Source organism: Streptomyces sp. NPDC050704 (assembly GCF_040654355.1).
GTDB lineage: Bacteria > Actinomycetota > Actinomycetes > Streptomycetales > Streptomycetaceae > Streptomyces.
Genome location: NZ_JBFAHW010000084.1, coordinates 21,375 through 45,939, shown reverse-complemented (window position 1 = coordinate 45,939; position 24,565 = coordinate 21,375). Strand labels below are relative to the sequence as shown.

At 71.8% G+C, this 24,565-nt stretch carries 21 protein-coding genes and 1 pseudogene; 15 read left to right on the top strand and 7 right to left on the bottom strand.

The window, feature by feature from the left end:
* Nucleotides 1–87 precede the first annotated feature (87 nt).
* Nucleotides 88–2,103, bottom strand: coding sequence for an NADPH-dependent 2,4-dienoyl-CoA reductase (locus AB0I18_RS36430; RefSeq protein WP_363109974.1), 2,016 nt, complete (start codon nucleotides 2,101–2,103; stop codon nucleotides 88–90).
* A gap of 158 nt (nucleotides 2,104–2,261) precedes the next feature.
* Nucleotides 2,262–3,056, bottom strand: a complete 795-nt coding sequence (locus AB0I18_RS36425; protein ID WP_363109973.1) for a putative protein N(5)-glutamine methyltransferase — start codon at nucleotides 3,054–3,056, stop codon at nucleotides 2,262–2,264.
* A gap of 313 nt (nucleotides 3,057–3,369) precedes the next feature.
* On the opposite strand from AB0I18_RS36425, the gene AB0I18_RS36420 reads away from it, so the two are divergent.
* Complete coding sequence (locus tag AB0I18_RS36420) at nucleotides 3,370–3,825, top strand: MarR family winged helix-turn-helix transcriptional regulator (RefSeq protein ID WP_363109972.1); 456 nt, start codon at nucleotides 3,370–3,372, stop codon at nucleotides 3,823–3,825.
* Here AB0I18_RS36420 and AB0I18_RS36415 read toward each other — a convergent pair.
* Together AB0I18_RS36415 and AB0I18_RS36410 are read right to left on the bottom strand one after the other, a co-directional pair.
* Nucleotides 3,774–4,541 carry a GNAT family N-acetyltransferase gene (locus tag AB0I18_RS36415; protein WP_363109971.1) on the bottom strand — a complete coding sequence of 256 codons (768 nt, stop codon included), beginning with the start codon at nucleotides 4,539–4,541 and terminating at the stop codon, nucleotides 3,774–3,776. The genes AB0I18_RS36420 and AB0I18_RS36415 overlap by 52 nt on opposite strands.
* Nucleotides 4,538–5,458 carry an NADP-dependent oxidoreductase gene (locus tag AB0I18_RS36410; protein WP_363109970.1) on the bottom strand — a complete coding sequence of 307 codons (921 nt, stop codon included), beginning with the start codon at nucleotides 5,456–5,458 and terminating at the stop codon, nucleotides 4,538–4,540. The genes AB0I18_RS36415 and AB0I18_RS36410 overlap by 4 nt, the downstream gene beginning before the upstream one ends.
* Before the next feature lie 218 nt (nucleotides 5,459–5,676).
* Between AB0I18_RS36410 and AB0I18_RS36405 the strand changes: the two genes are divergently transcribed.
* Nucleotides 5,677–6,282, top strand: coding sequence for a sulfite oxidase-like oxidoreductase (locus AB0I18_RS36405; protein ID WP_363109969.1), 606 nt, complete (start codon nucleotides 5,677–5,679; stop codon nucleotides 6,280–6,282).
* Nucleotides 6,275–7,030 (top strand): ferredoxin reductase, encoded by a 756-nt coding sequence (locus AB0I18_RS36400; protein WP_363109968.1) that lies wholly within the window; start codon nucleotides 6,275–6,277, stop codon nucleotides 7,028–7,030. The genes AB0I18_RS36405 and AB0I18_RS36400 overlap by 8 nt, the downstream gene beginning before the upstream one ends.
* A gap of 36 nt (nucleotides 7,031–7,066) precedes the next feature.
* On the opposite strand, the gene AB0I18_RS36395 is transcribed toward AB0I18_RS36400, so the two are convergent.
* Nucleotides 7,067–7,948, bottom strand: a complete 882-nt coding sequence (locus AB0I18_RS36395; protein WP_363109967.1) for a universal stress protein — start codon at nucleotides 7,946–7,948, stop codon at nucleotides 7,067–7,069.
* A gap of 97 nt (nucleotides 7,949–8,045) precedes the next feature.
* Complete coding sequence (locus tag AB0I18_RS36390) at nucleotides 8,046–10,418, bottom strand: phosphoketolase family protein (RefSeq protein WP_363109966.1); 2,373 nt, start codon at nucleotides 10,416–10,418, stop codon at nucleotides 8,046–8,048.
* Between the two features lie 288 nt (nucleotides 10,419–10,706).
* Here AB0I18_RS36390 and AB0I18_RS36385 point away from each other — a divergent pair, with 288 nt between their 5' ends.
* Nucleotides 10,707–11,291, top strand: a complete 585-nt coding sequence (locus AB0I18_RS36385) for a hypothetical protein (protein ID WP_363109965.1) — start codon at nucleotides 10,707–10,709, stop codon at nucleotides 11,289–11,291.
* Nucleotides 11,292–11,359: 68 nt separating this feature from the next.
* Here AB0I18_RS36385 and AB0I18_RS36380 read toward each other — a convergent pair whose 3' ends face one another.
* Nucleotides 11,360–12,718 carry an 8-oxoguanine deaminase gene (locus tag AB0I18_RS36380; RefSeq protein WP_363109964.1) on the bottom strand — a complete coding sequence of 453 codons (1,359 nt, stop codon included), beginning with the start codon at nucleotides 12,716–12,718 and terminating at the stop codon, nucleotides 11,360–11,362.
* A gap of 122 nt (nucleotides 12,719–12,840) precedes the next feature.
* On the opposite strand from AB0I18_RS36380, the gene AB0I18_RS36375 reads away from it, so the two are divergent.
* From AB0I18_RS36375 to AB0I18_RS36325, 11 genes and pseudogenes are all read left to right on the top strand, one after another.
* On the top strand, nucleotides 12,841–13,809 hold the full coding sequence (locus tag AB0I18_RS36375; RefSeq protein WP_363109963.1) for an acetylxylan esterase: 969 nt from the start codon (nucleotides 12,841–12,843) through the stop codon (nucleotides 13,807–13,809).
* Between the two features lie 10 nt (nucleotides 13,810–13,819).
* Nucleotides 13,820–14,224: a nuclear transport factor 2 family protein gene (locus AB0I18_RS36370; protein ID WP_363109962.1), complete on the top strand. Its 405-nt coding sequence runs from the start codon at nucleotides 13,820–13,822 to the stop codon at nucleotides 14,222–14,224.
* 104 nt (nucleotides 14,225–14,328) lie between these two features.
* Nucleotides 14,329–15,483 carry a serine hydrolase domain-containing protein gene (locus tag AB0I18_RS36365; RefSeq protein ID WP_363109961.1) on the top strand — a complete coding sequence of 385 codons (1,155 nt, stop codon included), beginning with the start codon at nucleotides 14,329–14,331 and terminating at the stop codon, nucleotides 15,481–15,483.
* 186 nt (nucleotides 15,484–15,669) lie between these two features.
* Complete coding sequence (locus AB0I18_RS36360; RefSeq protein WP_363109960.1) at nucleotides 15,670–16,554, top strand: SCO3242 family prenyltransferase; 885 nt, start codon at nucleotides 15,670–15,672, stop codon at nucleotides 16,552–16,554.
* Nucleotides 16,551–17,447 (top strand): sugar phosphate isomerase/epimerase family protein, encoded by an 897-nt coding sequence (locus tag AB0I18_RS36355; RefSeq protein WP_363109959.1) that lies wholly within the window; start codon nucleotides 16,551–16,553, stop codon nucleotides 17,445–17,447. Before AB0I18_RS36360 ends, AB0I18_RS36355 begins: the two co-directional genes overlap by 4 nt.
* A 130-nt stretch (nucleotides 17,448–17,577) precedes the next feature.
* Nucleotides 17,578–18,213 carry an EboA domain-containing protein gene (locus tag AB0I18_RS36350; RefSeq protein WP_363109958.1) on the top strand — a complete coding sequence of 212 codons (636 nt, stop codon included), beginning with the start codon at nucleotides 17,578–17,580 and terminating at the stop codon, nucleotides 18,211–18,213.
* Complete coding sequence (locus tag AB0I18_RS36345; protein WP_363109957.1) at nucleotides 18,213–19,073, top strand: TatD family hydrolase; 861 nt, start codon at nucleotides 18,213–18,215, stop codon at nucleotides 19,071–19,073. Before AB0I18_RS36350 ends, AB0I18_RS36345 begins: the two co-directional genes overlap by 1 nt.
* A gap of 9 nt (nucleotides 19,074–19,082) precedes the next feature.
* Nucleotides 19,083–20,270, top strand: coding sequence for a metabolite traffic protein EboE (gene eboE / locus AB0I18_RS36340; RefSeq protein WP_363109956.1), 1,188 nt, complete (start codon nucleotides 19,083–19,085; stop codon nucleotides 20,268–20,270).
* Nucleotides 20,267–21,721 carry a nucleotide pyrophosphatase/phosphodiesterase family protein gene (locus AB0I18_RS36335; protein ID WP_363109955.1) on the top strand — a complete coding sequence of 485 codons (1,455 nt, stop codon included), beginning with the start codon at nucleotides 20,267–20,269 and terminating at the stop codon, nucleotides 21,719–21,721. The genes eboE and AB0I18_RS36335 overlap by 4 nt, the downstream gene beginning before the upstream one ends.
* Before the next feature lie 373 nt (nucleotides 21,722–22,094).
* Nucleotides 22,095–22,352 carry a hypothetical protein gene (locus AB0I18_RS36330; RefSeq protein WP_363109954.1) on the top strand — a complete coding sequence of 86 codons (258 nt, stop codon included), beginning with the start codon at nucleotides 22,095–22,097 and terminating at the stop codon, nucleotides 22,350–22,352.
* Nucleotides 22,353–22,354: 2 nt separating this feature from the next.
* Nucleotides 22,355–24,555 (top strand): annotated as a pseudogene (locus AB0I18_RS36325) (MMPL family transporter).
* Nucleotides 24,556–24,565: the final 10 nt, after the last annotated feature.

Here is a 24,565-nt window from a genome sequence, read left to right as displayed (position 1 = left end):
AGATCTGCCCCGCGGCGGAGCCGCACGTCGACACAGCCCCGCGCCCCTTACGGGGCGCTGTACGGCACCGGACTTCACCAAGGCCGCCTAGAGCGCCGCCGCCAGCTCCGTGCCCTGCTTGATGGCCCGCTTGGCGTCCAGCTCCGCCGCCACGTCGGCGCCCCCGATGAGGTGCGCGCTGCGGCCCGCGGCCAGCAGGTCCTCGTACAGTCCGCGGCGCGGTTCCTGTCCCGTGCAGAGCACGATCGTGTCGACCGGCAGCACGGAGCTCTGTCCGTCGACGGTGAGGTGCAGGCCCGCGTCGTCGATCAGGTCGTACTGGACGCCCGGGACCATGGTGACGCCGCGGTGCCTCAGCTCGGTGCGGTGGATCCAGCCGGTGGTCTTACCGAGTCCGGCGCCGACCTTGGACGCCTTGCGCTGGAGCAGGTGGACCGTGCGCGGCGGGGCGGGCCGGTCGGGCGTGCCGAGGCCGCCGGGCGCCCGGTAGTCCATGTCGACGCCCCAGTGCCGGAAGTACGTCGCCGGGTCCTCGCTCGCCTTGTCGCCGCTGTCGGTCAGGTACTCGGCGACGTCGAAGCCGATGCCGCCGGCGCCGAGGATCGCGACCCGGTCGCCGACGGGGGCGCCGTCGCGCAGCACGTCGAGGTAGCCGACGACACTGGGGTGGTCGACGCCGGGGATCTCGGGCGTACGCGGGCTGACACCCGCGGCGACGACGACCTCGTCGTACGCGGAGACGTCCGCGGCGGTGACCGGGGTGTTCAACCGGACGTCCACGCCGTGCAGTTCGAGCTGCGTACGGAAGTAGCGGATCGTCTCGTCGAACTCCTGCTTGCCGGGGACCTTGCGGGCCACGTTCAGCTGGCCGCCGATCTCGCTCGCGGCGTCGTACAGGGTGACGTCGTGGCCGCGCTCGGCGGCGCTGACCGCGCAGGCGAGTCCGGCCGGGCCCGCGCCCACCACGGCAACTCGCTTGCGCAGGCGGGTCGGTGCGAGGACGAGCTCCGTCTCGTGGCAGGCCCGCGGGTTCACCAGGCACGAGGTGATCTTGCCGTTGAAGGTGTGGTCGAGGCAGGCCTGGTTGCAGCCGATGCAGGTGTTGATGGCCTCGGGGCGTCCGGCTGCCGCCTTGGCGACGAAGTCGGGGTCGGCGAGCATCGGCCGGGCCATCGACACCATGTCGGCGCAGCCGTCGGCGAGCAACTCCTCGGCGAGTTCAGGCGTGTTGATGCGGTTCGTCGTCACGAGCGGGATCGACACGGCGCCCATGACCTTCTTGGTCACCCAGGCGTAGGCGCCGCGCGGCACCGAGGTCGCGATGGTGGGGATACGGGCCTCGTGCCAGCCGATGCCGGTGTTGATGATGGTCGCCCCGGCGGCCTCGACGGCCTTGGCCAGCGTGATCACCTCGTCGAAGGACGATCCTCCGGGCACCAGGTCCAGCATCGACAGCCGGTAGATGAGGATGAAGTCCTCGCCGACGGCCTCGCGCACCCGCCGGACGATCTCGACGGGGAACCGCATGCGGTTCTCGTAGGAACCGCCCCAGCGGTCCTCGCGGTGGTTCGTCTGGGCGGCGATGAACTCGTTGATCAGATAGCCCTCGGAGCCCATGATCTCGACGCCGTCGTACCCCGCGCGCCTGGCGAGGCGGGCGGCCCGGGCGTAGTCGTCGATCGTCCGCTCGATCTCGTCGTCGGTGAGGGCGTGCGGCACATAGGGGCTGATGGGCGCCTGGACCGCGCTCGGCGCGACCAGGTCCTGGTGGTAGGCGTACCGGCCGAAGTGCAGGATCTGCATGGCGATCCTGCCGCCCTCGCGGTGCACCGCGGCGGTGATCTCCGCGTGCTGCCCGGCCTCCGCCTCGGTGGTCAGCTTGGCACCGCCTTCGTACGGCCGCCCCGCGTCGTTCGGGGCGATGCCGCCGGTGACGATGAGGCCTACGCCGCCGCGGGCCCGGGCGGCGTAGAACTCCGCCATCCGTTCGAAGCCCCGCTCGGCCTCTTCCAGGCCTACGTGCATGGAGCCCATGAGCACGCGGTTCGGCAGCGTGGTGAAGCCCAGGTCGAGCGGGTTCAGCAGATGCGGGTAACGGCTCATCGGGCCCTCCGTACGCGGTGTCGTCACTCCTGTTGTAGACGACGGGCCGAGCTTTTTGCAACTCGTTGCAAATGAACGGAAGGCCGATGTGACCAGGACCTCGCGGCATCGGCGCACCGGCGGCCTCGGCGGGCACCGACGCCGCGATTCGGCCAACGCTAGGACTTCGTACCGATGACGACGTTGGCGTACAGCTCCTCGGAGACCTCCAGGCGGGGAACCAGGCCGCTGCGGGCGAAGATCTCGACGGCCAGGTCCGTCTGGCGTTCGCTCGTCTCGACGAGGAGGCTGCCGCCGGGAGCCAGCCACCGGGGAGCCCCGGCGGCCACCCGGCGCAGGATGTCGAGCCCGTCCCCTCCCCCGTCGAGCGCCACCAGGGGTTCGTGGTCGCGGGCCTCGGCGGGCAGGAGCCCGACCTCCCCGGTGGGGACGTACGGAACGTTGGCCGCCAGGATGCCGATACGGCCGCGGAGGGTGCGTGGCAGCGGCTCGAAGAGGTCACCCTCGTAGACATGACCGTCCGCGACATGGCCGTGCGCGCCGACGTTCCGGCGGGCACAGCGCACCGCGGCCGGGTCGATGTCCACGGCGTGCAGTTCAACCCCGGGGAGGGAGGCGGCGAGTGCCGCGCCCACCGCGCCCGAGCCGCAGCACAGGTCCACGACGACGGAGGCTTCCGGAGCTTCGGGAGCGAGGGCGACGGCCAGCCGGACCAGGAACTCGGTGCGCCGGCGAGGGACGAAGACGCCGGGCTCCACCTCGATGCGCAGTCCGCTGAACTCGGCCCAGCCCAGGACGTGTTCGAGGGGCAGGCCCGTGGCGCGACGGTCCACCATCGCGGCGAGTTCGGCCGGAGTGCGGGCGGTGGAGAGGATCAGCCGAGCCTCGTCCTCGGCGAAGACACAGCCTGCGGACCGGAGCACAGTGACGACACTTGCGTAAGAGCTTGGCATGGAAGCCGAGAGCCTTTCGGGAAGCCGAAGGGCGCCCTCGATGTCACCTGACGCAGGTGAGGACCTGAGGCGAGAGCACCCGAGCTGACACAGCGGTAATGGGGCTCACCTCCTTGGTCCATCGATGGCTGGGGCGATCCGCAGCCGGACGGCAACATTACACGGCCCCAGCCTGCGGTCGCGCTCGAATCCAGGCCGCCCGCGAGAACACCTCACGCCTCCCCAGGGCACCATCAGCCAGCCCCACGACCACTAGTTGCCATATCAACATAGTAGGTGTAGAGTGCAACTAGAATCGAGGAGGGAAGAGCCCGTGACCACAGCCGACGTGGCCGTCGAGACCATCCACCGTGAGATGACCGCCTTCGCCCGGCGCGCCCGTGCCTCGGCCGGCCGTCTGCACCCCGAGCTGTCCCTGGTCTCGTACACACTGCTGGGACACCTGGAGGAGAGCGGCGGCTGCCGGGCCACCGACCTGGCGGCGCACTACGCCCTGGACAAGTCCACGGTGAGCCGGCAGGTGGGGGCCCTGGAACGCGCCGGGCTGATCGAGCGGCGCGCCGATCCGCAGGACCAGCGCGTCCAGGTACTCCACCTCACGTCGGCGGGGACGGAGATCCTCGCCCAGGTGTCCGAGAGCCGACGGCTGGCATTCCACGAGCGGCTGGCGGGCTGGCCCGAGGAGGATCTGGAGCGGTTCGCGGGGTATCTGCTGCGCTACAACCTCGCGGCCGGGGCGCCCCGTGAGACGGCGTCCGCGGGCGGCTGAGGCACACGCGCCCCGAGGAACCTCGTCCTGCGCCGCAGCCGGAATCCCAGGGACTCGTAGAGCCTGATGGCGCCCGTGTTGTCGGCGGCGGTGTGCAGGAACGGTGTCTCGCCGCGGGCACGGATGCCATGGGCGACGGCCAGGGTCAGCCGGGTGGCCAGGCCTTCGCCGCGGAAGTCCGGGTCGGTGCAGACCGCGCTGATCTCGGTCCAGCCCGGCGGATGCAGCCGCTCCCCCGCCATCGCGACGAGGACACCGCCCCGGCGTATCCCGAGATACGTGCCGAGCTCGACGGTGCGCGGCAGGAACGGGCCGGGTCTGGTGCGCTCGACCAGGTCCAGCATCTCCGGGACATCGGCGGGGCCGAGCCGTACGGCCTCCGGTTCCGGTGCGGCGGCCAGTCCGTCGTCCACGAGCTCTACGCCGTCCAGGCTGAAGGTCACGTCCCAGCCGTCCGGGATCTCCCCGCCGAAGCCGGGCAGCGCGATCTCCTGGCCGGGACCCGCGAGCGCCGCGACATCCGCCCAGTCCTCGGCATCGGGCTCGTCGGGCAGGGCCAGCCAGGGCGACACGTCGACGGGGTAGCGCAGCACCCGGCCGCGCCGCTCGGCGAAACGGGCGTGCGGGCCGGTCAGCGAGGCGAGCGCGGGGTTGTCCAGCGGGTGCCGCTCCCGCGTGGAGCCGTTCTCCGCCACCCGTCGGGCCCGGACGCTCATATGCCGATCTCGATCACGAGCTTCCCCCGGGCGTGCCCCTCCTCGACGGTCCGCAGCGCCTCGGCGGCCCGCTCCAGCGGGAAGGTCCCGGTCACGAGCGGCTTCAACGAGCCGTTGACGACCAGCTCGGCCACCGCGTCGAGCACCGCGGCGCTACGGGCCCGCACGACGGGCGAGCCGCCGAGCCGCGCCACGATGTCCTTGCCGCCCGCGGTGATCAGCCCGGTCCGGTCCGTCAGCAGCTCGGCCGCCGCTTCCAGGACCTCGCCGCCGACCAGGTCGTAGACGGCGTCCACGCCGTCGGGCGCCACGGCCCGTACGCCGGCGACGAAGTCCGGTCCTGACGGTACGTGCACGGCACCGAGCGACTCGACGAGGTCCTTCTTGGCGGCGCTCGCGACGCCGATGACGTGCAGCCCCTCGGCGCGGGCGATCTGCACGGCCGCGACGCCCACCCCGCCGCCCGCGCCGGTGACCACCAGGGTCGCCCCGGCCGGCAGGTCGAGCTGGCGGATTCCGTCGTACGCGGTCGCCGCCGCGACGGGCAGGGCCGCGGCGTCGGTGAAGGAGATCCCGGCGGGCTTGTGCGCGGTCACCGTGACGGGCAGCAGCGCGTACTCCGCGTAGCCGCCGGCGACCGGGTTGCCGAACACCTCGTCCCCGGCCGCGAAACCCGTGACACCGTCACCGATCTCCTCGACGACCCCGGCGACCTCGTTGCCGAACACCGCGGGCAGCTCGCGCCGCTGCTGGCCGGGGCGCTGGTAACCGGTGCGCTGCTTCCAGTCGACGGGGTTCACGCCGGCCGCCCGTACCGCGATCAGCAGCTGGCCGGGCCCGGGGCGCGGCGGGTCCTGGTCGACAAGGGCTTCGGTCTCCGGACCGCCGTACCGCGTGAAGACGTACGCCTTGGGCATGGTTTCCCTCACTCTCCTTCGCGCCGAGGTCGGCATGAGGGGCAAGGAAGATCGCGGGTGCCGCTATTCCCGCGACGGATCGGATTTCACCGGCGTTCATCGGTGTTCATACGGTCGCAATGGTCCGGGGGCGGGCTCCGTGGACGGGCCCGGTACCGTGGAAGGCGTACGCAACGATCAAGGGCCCGACGCTCCGCCGGCCTGGAGGCACCACCCGTATGAACGTCACCCGAGGCTTCACCGGGCGCACCCGCGTCCCCCGCTCCGGACTGCCGCCCGGCCAGTACGACGCGGGCGACGACTGGCCCGTCCTGTCCGCCGAGGTCACGCCCGAACTGGCGCCCGCGGACTGGACGTTCGCCGTCGACGGGCTGGTCGCCGAGCCACGCACCTGGACCTGGGACGAGGCGCACGCGCTGCCGCCGTCCGCGTACGAGGGCGACATCCACTGTGTGACCAGCTGGTCGAAGTTCGGGGTGCGCTTCGGGGGCGTGTCGCTCGACGCGTTCCTCGATCTCGCCCGCCCGGCGCCGGAGGCCACCCACGCGGTCGCGTACTCGCACACCGGCTACACCACGAACCTCCCGCTCGCGGACCTGACCGGCGGGCGCGCCTGGATCGTCTGGGAATACGGGGACGGGCCGCTGCCCGCCGAGCACGGTGGTCCAGCGCGGTTGCTCGTGCCCCACCTGTACTTCTGGAAGAGCGCCAAGTGGATCGCGGGCCTCAGGATCCTCGACCACGACGAGCCGGGCTTCTGGGAGCAGAACGGCTACCACCACCGCGGCAACCCCTGGGAAGAGCAGCGCTACTCCGGTGACTGAGACCTTCACACCTCTGACCCGGTTCGCCGTGCCCGGCCGGATCGCGGTGAGCGACAGCACTGCCACCGCCTGGCAGCGCACCACGCTGACCGGGATCCGCCGGGAGACCCCGCACGCGGCGACCTTCCGGTTCGCCGTGCCCGACTGGGCGGGCCACCTGCCCGGCCAGCATCTGATGCTGCGGCTTCGGGCGGACGACGGCTACGTCGCCCAACGGCACTATTCGATCGCGTCGCCGCCCGACGACGCCGGGCACATCGAACTCACCCTCGACCATGTCGACGGCGGCGAGGTGTCCGGCTGGTTCCACACGGTCGCCGAGCCCGGCGACGAGGTCGAGGTGCGCGGACCGCTCAGCGGTTTCTTCGCCTGGCCCGGCGACCGGCCCGCCCTGCTCATCGGCGCGGGCTCCGGTGTCGTACCGCTGATGTCGATGGTCCGCCACCATCGCGCGCGGGGTCTTTCGGTGCCGCTGCGGCTGCTCGTCTCGGCGCGCGGCCCGGAAGAGCTGATCTACGCGTCGGAGTACGGCGCCGAGACCACGCCCGTGTTCACACGCGGTGCCCCAGAGGGCGTGCCGGTGGGCCGTGTGTCGGCCGCACATGTGGCGGCGCTCCTGGCCGACCGGCCCGATGGTGGGTGGGAGGCCTATGTGTGCGGCTCCAACGGGTTCGCCGAGCATGCCTCGCGGCTGCTGGTGGACGCGGGCCAGCCGGTGGACCGTATCCGGATCGAACGCTTCGGCTGATCGTCGTCAGTCGGGTCGCTCTCCGTCGTGTCGCTCTCAGTCGTGGGCGACCACCGCGACGGGGCACATGGAGTGGTGGATCAAGGAGTGTGCCGCGCGTCCCAGGCCCTTTCCGGCCGAGGCGCGGCGGCCGATGACCAGCAGCCCGGCCCGGGTGGACGCCTTCAGCAGATGGCGAGCGGTGGTCCCGTACACCACCTGCTCGGCGACGGACGTCTCCGGGAACTTGTGGCGCCACGGCTGCAGAATCACGGCCAGGGAACGCCACTTGGCGTCCTCTTGTTCTGCAGTGTCGTCCGGCCTCCGCGCGCCGGTGGCGTAGCCGCGCGGCGGGGGCGGCGTCCAGGTGTGCACGACCTGCAGGGGTGCCTCGCGCATGGTGGCCGCGTCGAAGGCGTAACCGATCAGATCGTCGGCGGGGTGTGCCAGGTCGAGGCCGAGGACCACCGGCAGGTACGGGGCCCGGTTCGGCGGTGTGTCGGCGTCGACGGGCACCCGCTCGTCCTCGGGGAGTTCGCCGTCGCGGACCAGCACGACCGGGCGCTCGGCACCGGCGGCCACGGTGAGCGCGACGGAACCGACCAGGAAGCCGGCGAGGCCGCTGAAGCCGCGTGATCCAAGGACCAGTGTCTCCGACTCCGTGGCGGCGGCGAGCAGCGCCGGCACGGGCGGGGTGTCGGTGCGGCGGGCGATGATCTCCAACGCCGGGTGGGCGTACGAGAGATGGACGGCGGCCCGGTCGAGGATGCTGCGATCGGGTCCCGGGGGCTGTGCGGGCACGGCGGGTTCGTCGCCCGCGTGCAGCAGCCGCAGGGCGAGCCGACGGCGTTCGGCCTCGCGGGCCGCCCAGTCGGCGGCGTCCAGACTGGCGGGAGAGCCGTCGATGCCGACGGTGACGCTCCGGGTGTCCTTGCTCATGGCTCATGCCTTTCGAAGCTCATGCTTCGTCCCTTTCGCTCGTGCCTTTCGCTGATTCCTGTCTTTCGCTCATGTGATGCCCTCGCCGACTCGGCGCTCAGCCGGACCAGGTCCACTCGGCGACCTCCGGCAGGTCGGTGCCGTGTTCGCGGATCCAGGCGTGGTGGCGGGTGCGCGCGTCGGCCATCCGCTGGCGTACGGCCGCGGCGCGCACGGCCAGGCCGGGGACACGGTCGATGACGTCCATGGCCAGTCGGTAGCGGTCGAGGTCGTTGCTGACGACCATGTCGAAGGGTGTCGTGGTGGTGCCCGCCTCCTTGTAGCCGCGCACGTGGAGGTGGGCGTGGCCGGTGCGCCGGTAGGCGAGGCGGTGGATCAGCCAGGGATAGCCGTGGTAGGCGAAGATGACCGGCTTGTCCGCGGTGAACAGCGCGTCGTACTCGAAGTCGGCCATGCCGTGCGGGTGTTCGTCCTGGGGCAGCAGCCGGGCCAGGTCGACGACGTTGACGACCCGTACGGCCAGGTCGGGCAGCTGGCTGCGCAACAGCCCGGCGGCGGCCAGCACTTCCTGGGTCGGCACATCACCCGCGCAGGCCAGGACCACGTCCGGTTCGCGGTCTCCGTTCTCCGTCCCCGCCCACTCCCAGATTCCCGCGCCCCGCGCGCAGTGGGCACGGGCCTGGTCCATGGACAGCCAGTCGAAGCAGGGCTGTTTGCCCGCGACGATCACGTTGACGTAGTCGCGGCTGCGCAGGGCGTGATCCGCCACGGACAGCAGGGTGTTGGCGTCCGGCGGCAGATAGACCCGTACGACCTCGGGGCTCTTGTTGAGTACGTGGTCCACGAATCCGGGGTCCTGGTGCGAGAAGCCGTTGTGGTCCTGCCGCCAGACGTGCGAGGTGAGCAGGTAGTTGAGCGAGGCGATCGGAGCCCGCCACGCCAACTTCCTCGATGTCTTGAGCCACTTGATGTGCTGGTTGACCATCGAGTCCACGATGTGCACGAACGCCTCGTACGACGAGAACATGCCGTGCCGGCCGGTCAGGAGATAGCCCTCCAGCCAGCCCTGGCAGAGGTGTTCGGACAGGACTTCCAGTACGCGGCCGTCGCGGGCCAGATGTTCGTCGGTGCCGGTGACGGCGGCCTGCCAGGCCTTGCCCGTGGCCTCGTAGAGCGCGCCCAGCCGGTTCGACTCGGTCTCGTCGGGCCCCACCACGCGGAAGTCCCGGCGCTCCGCCGTGTCGGCCATGATCCGGGCGAGCAGGCCGCCGAGGACACGGGTGGGCTCGTGCAGGCTGCTGCCCGGCTTGTCCACGGGGACGGCGAAGTCCTCCAGGCGCGGCACGGGCAGCGAGCGCAGCAGGAGACCGCCGTTGGTGTGCGGGTTGGCACCCAGCCGGCGCGGGCCCTCGGGCACGCAGTCGAGGACGAGGCCGGTGGGGCGGCCCTCGGCGTCGAAGAGTTCCTCGGGGCGGTACGAGCGCAGCCAGGCCTCCAACTGGCGCAGGTGGTCCGGGTTTTCGCGCACACCGGCCAGCGGTACCTGGTGGGAGCGCCAGGTGCCCTCGACCGGTTCGCCGTCGACCTCGGCGGGGCCCGTCCAGCCCTTCGGGGTGCGCAGGACGATCACCGGCCAGCGGGGGCGCTCGCCCTTCCGGCCGGCGCGGGCGCCCGGCCGTCCGGTGCGGGCGTCCTGCTGGATGCGGGCGATGCGGTCCAGTGCCTGGTCCATCGCCTTCGCCAGGCCGAGGTGGACGCGGCGGGGGTCGTCGCCGGTCACGTGCAGCGGGTCGTGGCCGTAGCCGCGCAGCAGTTCGTCGAGTTCGGACTCCGGGAGCCGGGCGAGCACCGTCGGATTGGCGATCTTGTAGCCGTTGAGGTGCAGGATCGGCAGCACCGCCCCGTCGTGCACGGGGTCGAGGAACTTGTTGGAGTGCCAGGAGGCGGCGAGCGGGCCTGTCTCGGCCTCCCCGTCCCCGATGACGCACGCGACCAGCAGGTTCGGGTTGTCGAACGCGGCCCCGTACGCGTGGGCGAGCGAGTAGCCCAGCTCGCCGCCCTCGTGGATCGAGCCCGGAGTTTCGGGCGCCACATGGCTGGGAACTCCGCCGGGAAAGGAGAATTGCCGGAAAAGTCGCTCCATGCCGGAAGCGTCCCGGGTGATGTCCGGGTACGTCTGCGTGTAGCTGCCTTCCAGCCAGGAGTTGGCCAGCACCGCGGGCCCGCCGTGTCCCGGCCCCCAGACGCAGATCGCGTCGAGGTCACGGTCGGTGATGACACGGTTGAGATGGGTGTGCACCAGGTTGAGGCCGGGCGAGGTGCCCCAGTGGCCCAGGAGCCGTGGCTTGATGTGCTCGGGTGCGAGTGGCTCGGTCAGCAGCGGGTTGCCGAGCAGGTAGATCTGGCCGACGGCCAGGTAGTTGGCGGCGCGCCAGTGGGCGTCGAGCGCTGCCGTGCGGTCCTTCGCCATGGTGGGGCTCCTGTTCCCGAGGGGTAGGACGCGGGTTCCACAGGGGGCGCGGATCAGTCGCGAGCGGCGCGATTCGGCACAGGCCGGCGCACTCGGCGGATGCCGACGTACGCGACGGCGGCCGGCGCGCGAGGCCGACGCAGCGGTTCGCTCCAGTGGTCGTGACGGATCGGTCACTTCTCCGGGTCGTTCGGCCCTCGCGGGGAACCCGGGCGGCGTATCGCAGCGACGACGGGCCGGCATGACGAACGACGTGACAGAAGTGCGGCGCGGTGAGGAGGCCGGGACATGCGGACGCGGGTGCGCGGCTGGCGGTGGCGGCACAATCCGCTGCGGCGCCGCTCGGACGTGGTGGAGGCGTGGATCGCGCTGATCGTCGCCGTCCTGCTGTGCGTCGGCGCCCCGCTCGCCGGGCTCGCGGCGGGCTGGTGGGCGTACGACGGGGCGCGGACCACGGCCGCGGAGCAGCGTGCCGAACGCCACCGGGTGCGTGCCGTGGTCACCGAGCACGCGCCCGCCGCGATGCCCACCACCCACGGCGGCAAGGAGCCGACCCACCGGGTGACCGTGCGCTGGACCGAGCCGGGCGACGGGCCGCGCACGGACGAGGCCCGGGTGCCCGCGGGTACCCGGGCAGGTGAGCGCACGTCCGTCTGGCTGGACGACCGGGGCCGGATCGTGCCCGCCCCGGCGGACGCCACCACGATCTGGCAGTACGCGATGGCGGCGGGCGCGTGCACCACCGGCGGTTTCGCGGCTGTGGTCCTGGTCGTGCACCTCGTCGTGCGCCGGGTCGCCGTCCACCGGCGGCTGGCCGAGTGGGAGCGGGAGTGGGCCCGCACGGGGCCCGAGTGGGGACGGCACCGGGCGTGACCCGGCCCGCCGGCCCCTGGCCGGATGTGTCGTTCTCGTCGTCCCCTGTTACGCCACGCGCGCCCGCGTCACCCGAGTCGCTGCATCCGGCGCGCGATGCGCCCGTGCTCCGACAGGGCGTCGCGCAGTCCGGGCAGTACCGGTTCGCCCCGGTCCACCAGGACCCGGCCGCCGACCACCGTGGTCCAGGCCCGGCCGGGACCGCAGCGCAGCCAGGCCTCGACCGGATCGCTCAACGCGCCCGCGAGCGCGACCTCGTGGAGATCCCAGACGACCAGGTCGGCGCAGGCGCCCGGCCGCAGATGCCCCAACTCGTCGGCGCGGCCGAGGCATTGGGCGGAGCCGCGGGTCGCGATGTCGAGGGCGTCGCGAGCGGTCATCGCGCCGGGGCCGCCCCGGTAGCGGCCGAGCAGCAGCGCGCCGCGGGTCTCCATCCACAGCGAGGCGTGGTCCGTCGAGGCGGAGCCGTCGCAGCCGATGCCGACCGGCAGACCCAGTTCGCGCATCTCCCTCACCCGGGCGGTGCCGCCGCCGATGAGCATGTTGGAGCTGGGGCAGTGCGCCACGCCGACGCCCGCCCGGGCAAGGCGGCGCAGCTCGTCGTCGTTCGGGTGGATGCAGTGCGCGACCCAGCTGCGGTCGCTCAGCCAGCCCGTGTCCTCGAAGTACTCGACGGGCCGGCAGCCGTACGTCTGAAGGCAGTACGTGTCCTCGTCGCGGTCCTCGGCGAGATGCGTGTGCAGCCGTACGTCGTACCGTTCGGCGAGTTCCGCGGTCGCCGTCATCAGCTCCTTGGTCACCGAGAACGGCGAGCAGGGGGCGAGCGCCACCCGGACCAGCGCGCCCGGTTCGGGGTCGTGGTACGCCTTGATCAGCCGCTCGCTGTCGGCGAGGACCTCTTCCTCGGTCTGCGTGACGCTCCGCGGCGGCAGTCCCCCGTCCTCCACCGACCGGGTCATCGAGCCGCGGGTGGCGTGGAAGCGGAACCCGATGTCCCGCGCGGCCCGGATCTCGGCGTCCACCAGGCGCGGGCGCGGGTGGACGTAGAGGTGGTCGGAGGAGGTCGTGCAGCCGCCCATCAACAGCTCGGTCATGCCGACGTACGCCGACACGTAGACGGCTTCCTCGTCGAGCGCGGCCCACAGCGGGTACAGCGTGGTGAGCCAGTCGAAGAGGGAGCCGTTCACCGCGGGCGCGTAGGAGCGGGTGAGGTTCTGGTAGATGTGATGGTGCGTGTTGATCAGTCCGGGCGTGACGATCCGCCCGGCCGCGGAGACCACCGAGCGGGCCTCGGGTTCGGTACCCGGCCCACCCACCGCGGCGACTCTGCCGTCCGTAACGGCGAGCCAGCCACCGGAGATCTCCCGGTCTCCGTCCACGACGAGCAGTTCGGCGTCCTTGACCAGCAGGTCCACGGCAGGCGGCATGGCGTCATCGTAGCCAGGACCGGCCCGGACCCGCCGGTCCTTGGACACGGTCTGGCGGCCCTCCGGCCGCCCCCGTACGGTGTGATCATCCGCACCCTTATCCGTAGTGAAGGCGGTCTTCCATGGCCTTGTTCGACCTCCCTCTCGACCAGCTCCGGGACTATCGCAGCGCGTCCGTCGAGCCCGAGGACTTCGACGCCTTCTGGGGCAAGACGCTTCAGGAGGCGCGCGAGCACGAGCTCGACGCCCGCTTCGAACCGGTCGAGACGCACCTGAAGAACGTGCAGGTGTACGACGTCACCTTCGCCGGGTTCGGCGGTCACCCGGTGAAGGGCTGGCTGACCGTGCCTGCCTCGGCGAACACGCCGTTGCCGACGGTCGTGGAGTTCATCGGCTACGGCGGCGGACGCGGTCTCGCGCACACCCATCTGCTGTGGGCCTCGGCCGGGTTCGCGCACTTCGTGATGGACACCCGGGGTCAGGGCGGAGCCTGGGGCGGCGGCGGTGACACCCCGGATCCGGTGGGCAGCGCGCCGGCGTTCCCCGGGTTCATGACGCGCGGCATCGACGCCCCCGAGAACTACTACTACCGGCGGGTGTTCACCGACGGGGTACGGGCCGTGCAGGCGGCCCGTACGCATCCGCTGGTGGACGCCGCGCGCACCGCGGTCGTCGGTTCCAGCCAGGGTGGCGGCATCTCGATCGCGGTGGGCGGTCTGGTGCCGGACCTGGCGGCGGTCGCGCCGGACGTGCCGTTCCTGTGCGACTACCCGCGCGCGACGCGGCTCACGGACCGTGATCCGTACCGGGAGATCGGCAACTACCTCAAGACGCACCGCGGCCGTACCGAGCAGGTGCTGCGCACGCTCTCCTACTTCGACGGGGTGCACTTCGCGACGCGCGGCCGGGCGCCCGCCCTGTTCTCGGCGGCCCTGGAGGACCAGACCTGCCCGCCGTCGACGGTGTTCGCCGCCTTCAACGCCTGGAGCCAGGACGACAAGGCGATCGAGGTCTACGACTTCAACGACCACGAGGGCGGCGGCCCCTACCAGGAGGCGGCCAAGCTGGCCTGGCTGCCCAAGCACTTCTGAGCCGGCCGCGATGGAGACGCGCGAGGCGGCCGAGCGGTTCGTCCGGGTGTGGCAGCGGGCCTGGGCGGAGCACGATGTGGAGGCGCTGCTGGCGTTGTACGCCGACACGTGCGTGCACCGTTCGATGCCGTTCCGCGAACCGCATCGCGGGCGGGCCGAGCTCGCCGCGTATCTGCGCTGGTCGTTCGCCGGCGAGCGGGTGGCCGACGTACGGTTCGGTCCGCCCGTGATCGGCCAACAGGGTGTGGCCGTCGCCGAGTTCAGGGTCCTCACCCAGGAGGGCGAGGACCCCTCGACGCTGGCCGGCTGTGTCTTCGTACGTTTCGACGCGGACGGTCTGGCCGTGGAGACGCGGGACTACTGGCACACCGCGGCCGGCCACCGGGAACCCGCCGGTCCGCTGTTCCTCGAATAGTCCGGCGGGTACGACGGGTTCCATCCAGTCCGACCAGTCGGTACGTTCGGGGAAGCCGGGCCACCCTTCCGCGTCCGGCGTTCCCGGCGGACGGCGGAGGATCCATGTCCCAGGTTCAGGGCCACTGCGAGACGGGCTTCGAGGCGGTGCGCGCCGCGTTCGAGGAGAACTTCCGGGACCGCGACGAGCTGGGCGCGGCCGTGACCGTCACGGTGGGCGGCGAGACCGTGGTGGACCTGTGGGGCGGCTGGGCGGACGCGGCGCGGACGCGGGCCTGGGAGCGGGACACGCTGGTCAACGTGTGGTCGACCACGAAGGGACCGACGGCGCTGTGCGCGCACATCCTGGCCGACCGCGGACTGCTCGATCTCGACGCGCCGGTGGCCGCGTACTGGCCGGAGTTCGCGGCGGCGGGCAAGGAGTCGGTGCTCGTACGGCATCTGCTGTCGCACCGGGCGGGACTGGCCGGACTGCGTGAGCCGCACTCGATCGGGCAACTCTACGACTGGGAACTGACCACGAAGCGGCTCGCGGCGATGGAGCCCTGGTGGGAGCCGGGGACGGTGTCGGGGTATCACGCGCTGACATACGGCTTCCTGGTCGGTGAAGTGGTCCGGCGTGTCTCGGGGTTGCTGCCGGGCCCGTTCCTGGAGCGGGAGGTGACCGGGCCGCTCGGCATCGACTTCGCCATCGGGCTGCCGGGGAAGGAGGCAGGGCGCGCGGCCGAGCTGGTGCGCCCGCCGGCCGCCTCGTCCAGTGAACAGTCGGCGATCTTCAGCCAGTTGGCACCGGCGGCACTGGCCGCCCTGGCCAATCCCCTGGTCGGCGCGACCGAGGCCAACTCGGCGGCCTGGCGGGCCGCCGAACTCCCGGCCCTCAACGGACACGGCACAGCGCGCGCGATCGCCGCGCTGTACGGGATCTTCGCCGGGCGCGGGTCGTACGGCGCACACCGCGTCCTCTCACCGGAAGCCGCCGAGCGGGCCCGTGAGGGACAGGGCACCTGCCGTGATCTGGTCCTCGGGGCCGGCTTCGAGTACGAGACGGAGATCGGCCTCGGTCTCTGGTTGAGCGGCCCCGACCGCTCCTACGGCCCCAACCCGAGGGCGTTCGGACACGACGGCTTCGGCGGCTCCTGCGGTCTCGCCGACCCAGAGGCGGGGGTCTCACTGGGCTACGTCATGAACCGTATGGGACCGCACATCGCCAACGACCCCCGGAAGATGGCGCTCATCGACGCTCTCTACGGCGCGCTCTGAGTCAACGGAGTTGCTCTCCTGAGCACGTGAATTCGATGCCTCATGAAACCTGTTCGCGCATTGCCGAGTGAATTCGAGGACACCCTGGTCAAGTGAACTCACAAGCACAGGAGGGGCCGCCTCTATATTCACCGAACCTCCATAGCTTCTACTTGAACCTTAAATAGGTGGAGGTATTGTCTCCACATGATCCCCCACAAGATCTACCGGAGACCCCGGTTGCGTGACCTGGCCGAACTGGTCCGCGCCCCCGCGGCTCTCAGCGTCCCCGGCGACGTACTCGCCGGAGCCGTCGCGAGCGGACGCCCACTGGGACCACGCACGCTGGGCACCATGGGTTCGTCGGTGTGCCTCTACTGGGCGGGCATGGCTCTCAACGACTACGCCGACGCGACACTGGACGCCGTGGAGCGGCCCGGCCGGCCGATCCCGTCCGGCCGGATACCCCGCCGCACCGCCTTCACCACCGCGACCGCCCTCACCGCGGCCGGACTCGGGCTCGCCGCGCTCTCGGGCGGGCGCCGGGCACTGCGTACGGCGGTGCCGCTCGCGGGACTGGTGTGGGCGTACGACCTCGTGCTCAAGAACACCCCCGCGGGCCCTGCCGCGATGGCCGGGACCCGGGTCCTGGACGTCCTGGCCGGGGCGCGCACCACGGCACCCGCGCTGCCCGCGGCACTCGTGGTCGGCCTGCACACCTACACGGTCACGGCACTGAGCCGCCATGAGACGACGGGCGCCCCGACCGCCGTGCCGGCCGCGTCGCTCGCCGCCAGCACGGTGGTGGGCCTGAGCGCGGCGGCGACGGCCCGTACCGCCGGGCGTACTTCACGCCTCGGCGCCGCCGCCGGCGCGGCCGGTTACCTCGTCGCCTTCGGTTCCGCGCAGGTCCGCGCCCTGGGCGAGCCCTCCGCGCCGAACATCCAACGAGCCGTCGGCGTCGGCATTCTCGGGCTGCTGCCGCTGCAGGCCGCGCTCACGGCGGGCGCGGGCGCGCCCCGGGCCGCCGCGCTGCTGGCGGCCGCCCATCCGCTCGCCCGCCGGCTCGCGCGCAAGGTGTCTCCCACGTGAGCGCCCCTCCCGCCGACGACGCGGGCGTCCCGCGGCGGGGCGGTACGGATCTGCGGTTCGGCTACGGCACCAACGGCTTCACCAACCACCGCCTGGACGACGTGCTCCGGGTACTGGCCGACCTCGGCTACGACGGTGTGGCGCTCACCCTCGACCACGGCCATCTCGACCCGTTCGCCGACGACCTGCCCCGCCGCGTGGACCGGCTCGCCCACTCGCTCGACACACTCGGGCTGTCCGTGACGGTCGAGATGGGCGGGCCCTACCTCCTCGATCCCTGGCACACCCACATCCCCAACCTCATGTCGGACTCCGGCGCCGAACGCAGGGTCGACGTCCTGCGGCGCGCGATCCGGATCGCCGCCGACCTTGGGTCGCCCACGGTTCACGTGTGCAGCGGTCCGGCTCCCGCCGGTCTTCCGGAGGACGTCGTCTGGAAGCGTCTGGTGACGGGCTGCGAGGCGGTGCTGGAGACGGCGGAGGAGTACGGGATCACGCTGGGCTTCGAGCCGGAGCCGTACATGTTCGTCGACACCGTCGGGCGCTGCCTGAGGCTGCGTGAACTCCTCGGCGGACACGAGCGGTTCGGCATCACCCTCGACATCGGTCACGCGCACTGCGTGGAGGACGCCCCGGTGCTCGACTGTCTGCGGCTCGCCGCCCCGCACGTCGTGAACGTGCAGATCGAGGACATGCGGCGCGGGGTCCACCGGCATCTCGAATTCGGCGAGGGCGAGATCGACTTCCCGCCCCTCCTCGGGGAACTCGCCGCCCTCGGGCACCGCGGACTCGTCTCGGTCGAGATCCAGGGCGGCTCACTCGACGCGCCCGGAGTCGCCCGCCGCTCCCTGGACTTCCTGCGCACGGCGCTGACGGCCGGTACGCGTTCCTGACCCGCGCCCTCCGCCGCTGACTGCCGTGTCGCCGACTTCGGCTCCACCACCACACCTCACCCCCAACTCCCCGGCCCGGTGCGTCGGTTCACACTGCGCGCCGGTCCGGGAGCACCCCAGGAGGTGCACCATGACCGACCTGCCTGCCTCACACAACCTTCCCGATCTCGCCCCCGCCGCACGCGACTGGCTCGACACCACCAGCGCGCGCATCGCCGCCGACCCGACCGCCGTCCGAACGGCCTTCCCCGCCGCAGCCCGGCGGGGCGGCAGGGCGGCGGCCGACCGGGTACGCGCCGCGCTGCTGCTCGCCCTCCCCCTGCGCGGCCCGGCCCTCGCGGCCGAGGTGACGACCCTCTACCGGCACGGTGACGCCGCCGAACAACGCGCCGTACTGCACGCCCTGCCCCTGCTGGACGCCGCCGACCCGGACTTCGCCGACCGGGCGCTGCCCCTCACCCTCGAAGCGCTCCGCAGCAACGACACGACCCTCGTCGAGGCGGCCCTCGGCCCTTACGGGGCACGGCACCTGGACGCCGCCTCGTTCCGCCAGGCCGTGCTGAAGTGCGTGTTCTGCGAGATCCCGCTCGACCGGATCAGCGGACTCGCCGACCGGACGGACCCCGAACTCACCCGCATGCTCACCGACTTCGCCCGCGAGCGGACCGCCGCGGGCCGCCCGGTCCCCGCGGACATCACCGGCCTCGTCGCCGAGACCGACGAAACCACCCAGAGATCTACGCGCATATCCGAAGGAGCCGCCTGATGCGCATCTTCGACCCCCACATCCACATGTCGTCCCGCACCACCGACGACTACGAGGCGATGTACACGTCCGGTGTCCGCGCCCTCGTCGAACCGGCCTTCTGGCTCGGCCAGCCGCGCACCACCGTCGGCGCCTTCACCGACTACTTCGACTCCCTGCTCGGCTGGGAGCCCTTCAGAGCCGCCCAGTTCGGCATCCAGCACTTCTGCACGATCGCGCTCAACCCCAAGGAGGCCAACGACCCGCGCTGTCTGCCCGTCCTCGACGAACTGCCGCGCTACCTCACCAAGGACCGGGTCGTGGCGGTCGGCGAGATCGGCTACGACTCGATGACGAAGGAGGAGGACGAAGTCCTCGCCCGTCAGCTGGAGTTGGCGATCGAACACGAGCTGCCGGTCCTCGTCCACACTCCGCACCGCGACAAGGCGGCCGGTACGCGCCGCACCCTCGACGTCGTCCGCGAGTCCGGTATCCGGCCCGAGCACGTCCTCGTCGACCATCTCAACGAACTGACCGTCGCCATGGTCAAGGAGAGCGGCAGCTGGCTGGGCTTCTCCATCTATCCGAAGACGAAGATGAGCGAGGACCGGATGGTCCGCATCCTGCGCGAGTACGGAACCGAGCGCGTCCTCGTCAACTCGGCGGCCGACTGGGGCCGCAGCGACCCGCTCAAGACCCGGAAGACCGCCGACGCGATGCTCGCCGACGGCACCTTCGACCAGGACGCGGTCGACCTGGTGATGTGGCGCAACCCGGTCGCCTTCTACGGGCAGAGCGGCCGCCTCGACCTCGACGACGTACCGAAGCCGGACGACTCGGGGCTCTTCGAGGGCAACTCCGTTCGACGCGGCGGAGAGTGACGGGCCGTCATGCGACTGCACCACCGGGACGGCACGACCGTCCACCTCGCCTACTGCAGCAACGTGCACACCGCCGAGACCCTCGACGGCGTCGTCGCCCAACTCGCCGAATACGCCGAGCCGGTGCGCAGGGAACTGGGCGTCGACCTGCTCGGCATCGGGCTGTGGCTCGCCCATGACGTCGTCATCGAACTCGTCGACCAGCCGTCCGCCGTGGCCCGGCTCCGCGACGAGCTGGCCCTGCGCGGTCTTGAGACGGTCACGCTCAACGCCTTCCCCTACCAGGGCTTCCACCGCGAGGTCGTCAAGAAGGACGTCTATCTGCCGGACTGGGCCGACGACAGACGCCTCGACTACACCCTGGCCTGCGCCCGGGTCCTCGCCGGTCTGCTGCCCGACGACGCCGTACGCGGTTCCGTGTCGACCCTGCCGCTCGCCTGGCGCACACCCTGGCCGCGAGCCCACTGGGAGCGGTCCCACCGGGCCTTTGACAGGCTCACGACGGGGCTCGCCACGCTGCACCGGGACACCGGGCGGCGGATCCGGGTGGCCTTCGAGCCGGAGCCTGGCTGCGTGGTGGAGAACACCACCCAGGCGGTACGGGAGTTCGGCGGGCTCGATCCCGAGTGGCTCGGCGTCTGCCTGGACACCTGCCATCTCGCCGTCCAGTTCGAGGACCCGGTGGCGGCGATCGCCCGGCTGACGGACGCCGGGCTGCCGGTGGTCAAGGTGCAGGCCTCGGCCGCGCTCCAGGCCGACGATCCGGCCGACCCGGCGGCCCGGGCGGCGCTGGCCGGGTTCGCCGAGCAGCGCTTTCTGCACCAGACCCGTACGCCGTCCCCCGGCGGCCTGCGCGGTGTCGACGACCTCCCGGAGGCCCTGGCCGGCGCGCTGCCCGACACCGCGCCCTGGCGGGTCCACTTCCACGCCCCGCTGCACGCGCCCGCCGAGCCTCCGCTGCGTACGACCGCCCCGGTGCTCTCCGAGACGCTGCGCGGGCTGTTCGGCGGGGCCGAGGCGCTGAGCGACCACATCGAGGTCGAGACGTACACGTGGAACGTCCTGCCGGCCGGCTCGCGGCCCACCGGCCCGGCCGGCCTCGCGGCGGGCCTGGCTGCCGAACTGACCTGGCTCCAGCGGGAGTTGACCTCTCTCGGTCTGACGCCCGACCCTCAGCGCAAGGAGATCTCCGCATGACCGCCCCAGCCAAGCCCGTCGTGGTGCTGGACATCGTGGGGCTGACGCCCCGGCTGCTGCGCCACATGCCCGCCGTCGCGGCGCTCGCCGACCGCGGTTTCCAGGCCCGCCTGGGCACTGTCCTGCCAGCCGTGACCTGCGCGGTCCAGTCGACCTTCCTGACCGGCGCTCTCCCCCGCGAGCACGGCATCGTCGGCAACGGCTGGTACTTCCGGGACGTCGGCGACGTACTCCTGTGGCGGCAGCACAACGAACTCGTCGGCGGCGAGAAGCTCTGGCACACCGCCCGGCGCTCCCGCCCCGACTTCAAGGTCGCCAACATCTGCTGGTGGTACGCCATGGGCGCGGACGTCGACTTCACCGTCACTCCCCGCCCGGTCTACTACTCCGACGGCCGCAAGGAGCCTGACTGCTACACGTATCCGCCCTCCCTGCACGACGAACTCACCGACCGGCTCGGCCCGTTCCCCCTGTTCACCTACTGGGGTCCGAACGCCGGCATGCCCTCCAGCCAGTGGATTCTGGGCGCCGCCCGCCAGCTCTTCGACGAGCACCGGCCCGACCTCAGCCTCGTCTACCTCCCGCACCTGGACTACGAGCCCCAGCGCACCGGCCCCGACTCCCCCGAGACCGCCCGCGCGGCACGCCAACTGGACGACGCCATACGCCCGTTGATCGACCACCTGCTCGCCGCGGGAGCGACCGTCGTGGCCCTCAGCGAGTACGGCATCGCACCCGCCGAGCAGCCGGTGGACATCAACCGCGCGCTGCGGAAGGCGGGGCTCCTGGAGGTCTACACGCAGGACGGCATGGAGTACCTGGACCCCTGGACCTCGCGCGCCTTCGCCGTCGCCGACCACCAGATCGCCCACGTGTACGTCCGCGACCCGGCCGATCTGGCGAAGGCCGCCGAGATCGTCGCCGGGCTCGACGGCGTCGCCGAACTCCTCGACGAGGAGGGCAAGAAGGCCCACGGCCTGGACCACGAGCGTTCCGGCGAACTCGTCGCGGTCGCCGAGCCCGGCGCCTGGTTCACGTACTACTACTGGCTGGACGACGCCCGCGCCCCGGACTTCGCCCGGCAGGTCGAGATCCACCGCAAACCCGGCTACGACCCGGCCGAGCTGCTGTACGACCCCGATGTCCCGGCGCTGAAACTGCGCGTCGTGGGTCAGGTGGCCCGCAAGAAGCTCGGGTTCCGCTACCGCATCCGGACTGTCCCACTCGACCCGTCGGGGGTACGCGGCACCCACGGCCGGCTCCCCGACGATCCCGACTACGGGCCGGTGCTCCTGTGCTCCGAACCCGACCTGGGCCAGGACGAGTTCGCGGCCACCGAGGTCAAGAACCTGCTGCTGCGGCTCGCCGACATCCCCATCCCCACGGATGCCACCCCCACGGATGCCGCCGCCTCGGGTACCGCCGACAAGGAAGACGCCGACCGTGTCTGAGACCCACCCCCGGCGACGATCTGATGAGCCGGCTCGCGACGGACCGCGTGGCCTCCGGCGAGGCCACCCCGGCCGAGGTGGCCGGGATGATGGTGCAACTCCTCATCGCGGACCACGAGACGACGGCGAGCATGCTGTCGCTCGGAGCGGTCACGCTAGCTGCGGCTGGCCGCACCCGTCGAGGAGTTCGCCCTGCACGGCCGGGCCATCCACGGCGTGAGTGAACTGCCCGTCACCTGGTGACGGAACTCTGAGATCGTGACCGTACCCCACGGGTTGCGAGTCGGGGCCGACGCCCGCAACCGGTGGGGTACGCCAGGTGTCAGCCCCGGGGCGACGCCCCGCGGCAAGCCGTGCTCCGACGCTGTGGGGCATGAGCACACGATCCCTCTCCGGCAAGGCCGCGGCCGTCCTCGTCGGCCTCCTGGTCGGCGGTGCCGCGGGTTTCCTGGTGACCGGGACCGCGGGCGCCTTCTTCGCCTACGTCCTCGACCGCACGCTCGACGTGGACGGCACCGGCGCGCTCCTGACCGCCCATGTCGCCGTGCCCCTGCTGGGTGCCGTACTCGGCGCCGTCGTAGCCGCCCGCCGTGCGGGCCGAGGCCCTCTCCTCCAGAACCGAGGCAAGTAACCATGTCCACGGCACGCGATACGAACGCGCCGATCCCGTCCGACACCGACCGAGCCACTCCCCGCGCCGGCGTCTTCGGGCGCCTCGCCTCCTGGTCCCAGCGCCACCGATGGGGCGCGCTGCTCCTGTGATCGTGGTGGTCGCCGCCATCACGGTGGGCTCCCAGGCCGCCGGCAGCGCCTACCGCAACGACTTCGCCCTGCCCGGCACCGACTCCCAGGCCGCCTCCGACCTGCTGGAAGAGCACGGTTCCCTGCAGGCGGGCGACAGCGTGCAGATCGTCTTCAATGACAAGGACGGAGGCGAGGGCACAGACGAGGACGGGCTGCGCGCCGAGCGCTCGGGCATCGAGGAGATGCTCGACCGGGTACGCACCCTGCCGAGCGTCGCGGACGTACGCAGCCCGTACGCCGACACCTCCGCCGTCTCCGAGGACGGCACCGTCGGCTACGCCACGGTCACCCTCGACGCCAAGGCCGAGAACGTGCCGAAGGAGGATGTCACCCGGATCATCGACACCGCGCGGGACGCGCAGCACGAGGGTCTGCGGATCGAGGTCGGCGGCGACGCGGTGCGCGGCGCCGAGGAGGAAGAGGGCGGGGCCGCGGAGGGCGCGGGCATGCTGGCCGCGCTGGTCGTGCTCGTGCTGCTCTTCGGGTCGCTGGTGGCGGCCGCGGTGCCGCTGGTCACCGCGCTCTTCGCGGTGGGAGCCTCGATCGGCCTGATCGCGCTGGCCTCACACGTGTTCACGGTCGCCGACTTCACCCCGCCGATCATGATGCTCGTCGGGCTCGGTGTCGGCGTCGACTACGCACTGCTGATCTTCTACCGCTACCGGCACGAACTCGTCGAGGGCGCGGGCCGGGAGACCGCCACCCGTACGGCTCTCGACGCGGCGGGCCGTACCGTCTTCTTCGCCGGCTGCACGGTCATCATCGCGCTGCTCGGGCTGGTGGCCCTCGGCCTGGGTTCGTTGCAGGGCGTGGCGCTGGCGGTGGCGTTGACGGTCCTGGTCACGATGGCGGCCTCGCTGATCCTGCTGCCCGCGATGCTGGCCGTCCTCGGCGCACGCATCCAGCGGCATGTGCTCAAGCAGGCCGCCACCGCGCAGGCCAAGGGCAGGGTGGAGGGCCGGCGTTGGCGGCGGCTGGCCTCGGCCGTGCAGCGCAGGCCGCTGCCCGCGCTGCTCGCCGCCGTCGTGGCTCTGCTCGCGCTGTCCGCCCCGGCGCTGGGCATGCGCCTGGGTTTCGCCGACGCGGGCAACGACGCGCCGTCGTCCACCGGCCGTCAGGCCTACGACCTGTTGGCCGAGGGCTTCGGGCCCGGTTTCAACGGCCCGCTGGTCGTGGTGGGTCAGGGTGACGAGGCGGCTGCCAAGTCCCTTCAGTCCGTGCTCGGTTCGACCGACGGGATCGCCGCCACCACTCCACCACTGCCCTCGGAGGACGGTGCGGTGTCCACGGTCATCGCCTTTCCCACCACGTCCCCGCAGGACGAGGGCACCACGGACCTCGTGCACCGGCTGCGCGACGACGTGCTGCCCGGGCTCGGGGAGCGTACCGGCGCCGAGTACCTCGTCGGCGGGCCCACCGCGTCCACCCAGGACTTCGCGGACACCGTGTCCGCGCGGCTGCCGCTCTTCGTCGCGATCGTCGTCGGGCTGTCCGCGTTGCTGCTGATGGTGGTCTTCCGCTCAGTGCTGATCCCGCTCAAGGCGGCACTGCTGAACCTGTTGTCCATCGCGGCGGCGCTCGGCGCGATCACCCTCGTCTTCCAGCACGGCTGGTTCGGTGTGGAGCCGGGGCCGATCGAGGCGTTCGTTCCCGTGATGATCTTCGCGATCGTCTTCGGGCTCTCCATGGACTACGAGGTGTTCCTCGTCTCCCGCATCCACGAGGAGTGGGAGGGCACCAGGGACCACTCGCACGCCGTCCGCGAAGGCCTGGCCGCCACCGGCAAGGTCATCACCGCCGCCGCGGCCATCATGATCGTCGTCTTCGCCGCCTTCGTGCTCAGCCCCGACCGGATGCTCCAGCAGTTCGGACTCGGGCTCGCGGTGGCGATTCTCCTGGACGCCCTGCTGATCCGCTGTCTGATCGTGCCGGCCGTCATGCAACTGCTCGGCGGGCACGCGTGGTGGCTGCCCGCGACACTGGCCCGCAGGCTGCCGAAGGTCGCGCTCGAACGCCCTGGCAACCACTGACGCCGCCTGC

What these genes read in the sequence shown, in the direction of transcription:
- AB0I18_RS36405 (WP_363109969.1), top strand. Translation starts at nt 5,677, where the DNA reads ATGAACGTCACCCGAGGCTTCACCGGGCGCACCCGCGTCCCCCGCTCC.
- eboE (WP_363109956.1), top strand. Translation starts at nt 19,083, where the DNA reads ATGCGACTGCACCACCGGGACGGCACGACCGTCCACCTCGCCTACTGC.
- AB0I18_RS36375 (WP_363109963.1), top strand. Translation starts at nt 12,841, where the DNA reads ATGGCCTTGTTCGACCTCCCTCTCGACCAGCTCCGGGACTATCGCAGC.
- AB0I18_RS36395 (WP_363109967.1), bottom strand. Translation starts at nt 7,948, where the DNA reads ATGAGCAAGGACACCCGGAGCGTCACCGTCGGCATCGACGGCTCTCCC.
- AB0I18_RS36425 (WP_363109973.1), bottom strand. Translation starts at nt 3,056, where the DNA reads ATGCCAAGCTCTTACGCAAGTGTCGTCACTGTGCTCCGGTCCGCAGGC.
- AB0I18_RS36350 (WP_363109958.1), top strand. Translation starts at nt 17,578, where the DNA reads ATGACCGACCTGCCTGCCTCACACAACCTTCCCGATCTCGCCCCCGCC.
- AB0I18_RS36430 (WP_363109974.1), bottom strand. Translation starts at nt 2,103, where the DNA reads ATGAGCCGTTACCCGCATCTGCTGAACCCGCTCGACCTGGGCTTCACC.
- AB0I18_RS36390 (WP_363109966.1), bottom strand. Translation starts at nt 10,418, where the DNA reads ATGGCGAAGGACCGCACGGCAGCGCTCGACGCCCACTGGCGCGCCGCC.
- AB0I18_RS36385 (WP_363109965.1), top strand. Translation starts at nt 10,707, where the DNA reads ATGCGGACGCGGGTGCGCGGCTGGCGGTGGCGGCACAATCCGCTGCGG.
- AB0I18_RS36335 (WP_363109955.1), top strand. Translation starts at nt 20,267, where the DNA reads ATGACCGCCCCAGCCAAGCCCGTCGTGGTGCTGGACATCGTGGGGCTG.
- AB0I18_RS36330 (WP_363109954.1), top strand. Translation starts at nt 22,095, where the DNA reads ATGAGCACACGATCCCTCTCCGGCAAGGCCGCGGCCGTCCTCGTCGGC.
- AB0I18_RS36365 (WP_363109961.1), top strand. Translation starts at nt 14,329, where the DNA reads ATGTCCCAGGTTCAGGGCCACTGCGAGACGGGCTTCGAGGCGGTGCGC.
- AB0I18_RS36415 (WP_363109971.1), bottom strand. Translation starts at nt 4,541, where the DNA reads ATGAGCGTCCGGGCCCGACGGGTGGCGGAGAACGGCTCCACGCGGGAG.
- AB0I18_RS36410 (WP_363109970.1), bottom strand. Translation starts at nt 5,458, where the DNA reads ATGCCCAAGGCGTACGTCTTCACGCGGTACGGCGGTCCGGAGACCGAA.
- AB0I18_RS36380 (WP_363109964.1), bottom strand. Translation starts at nt 12,718, where the DNA reads ATGCCGCCTGCCGTGGACCTGCTGGTCAAGGACGCCGAACTGCTCGTC.
- AB0I18_RS36345 (WP_363109957.1), top strand. Translation starts at nt 18,213, where the DNA reads ATGCGCATCTTCGACCCCCACATCCACATGTCGTCCCGCACCACCGAC.
- AB0I18_RS36370 (WP_363109962.1), top strand. Translation starts at nt 13,820, where the DNA reads ATGGAGACGCGCGAGGCGGCCGAGCGGTTCGTCCGGGTGTGGCAGCGG.
- AB0I18_RS36360 (WP_363109960.1), top strand. Translation starts at nt 15,670, where the DNA reads ATGATCCCCCACAAGATCTACCGGAGACCCCGGTTGCGTGACCTGGCC.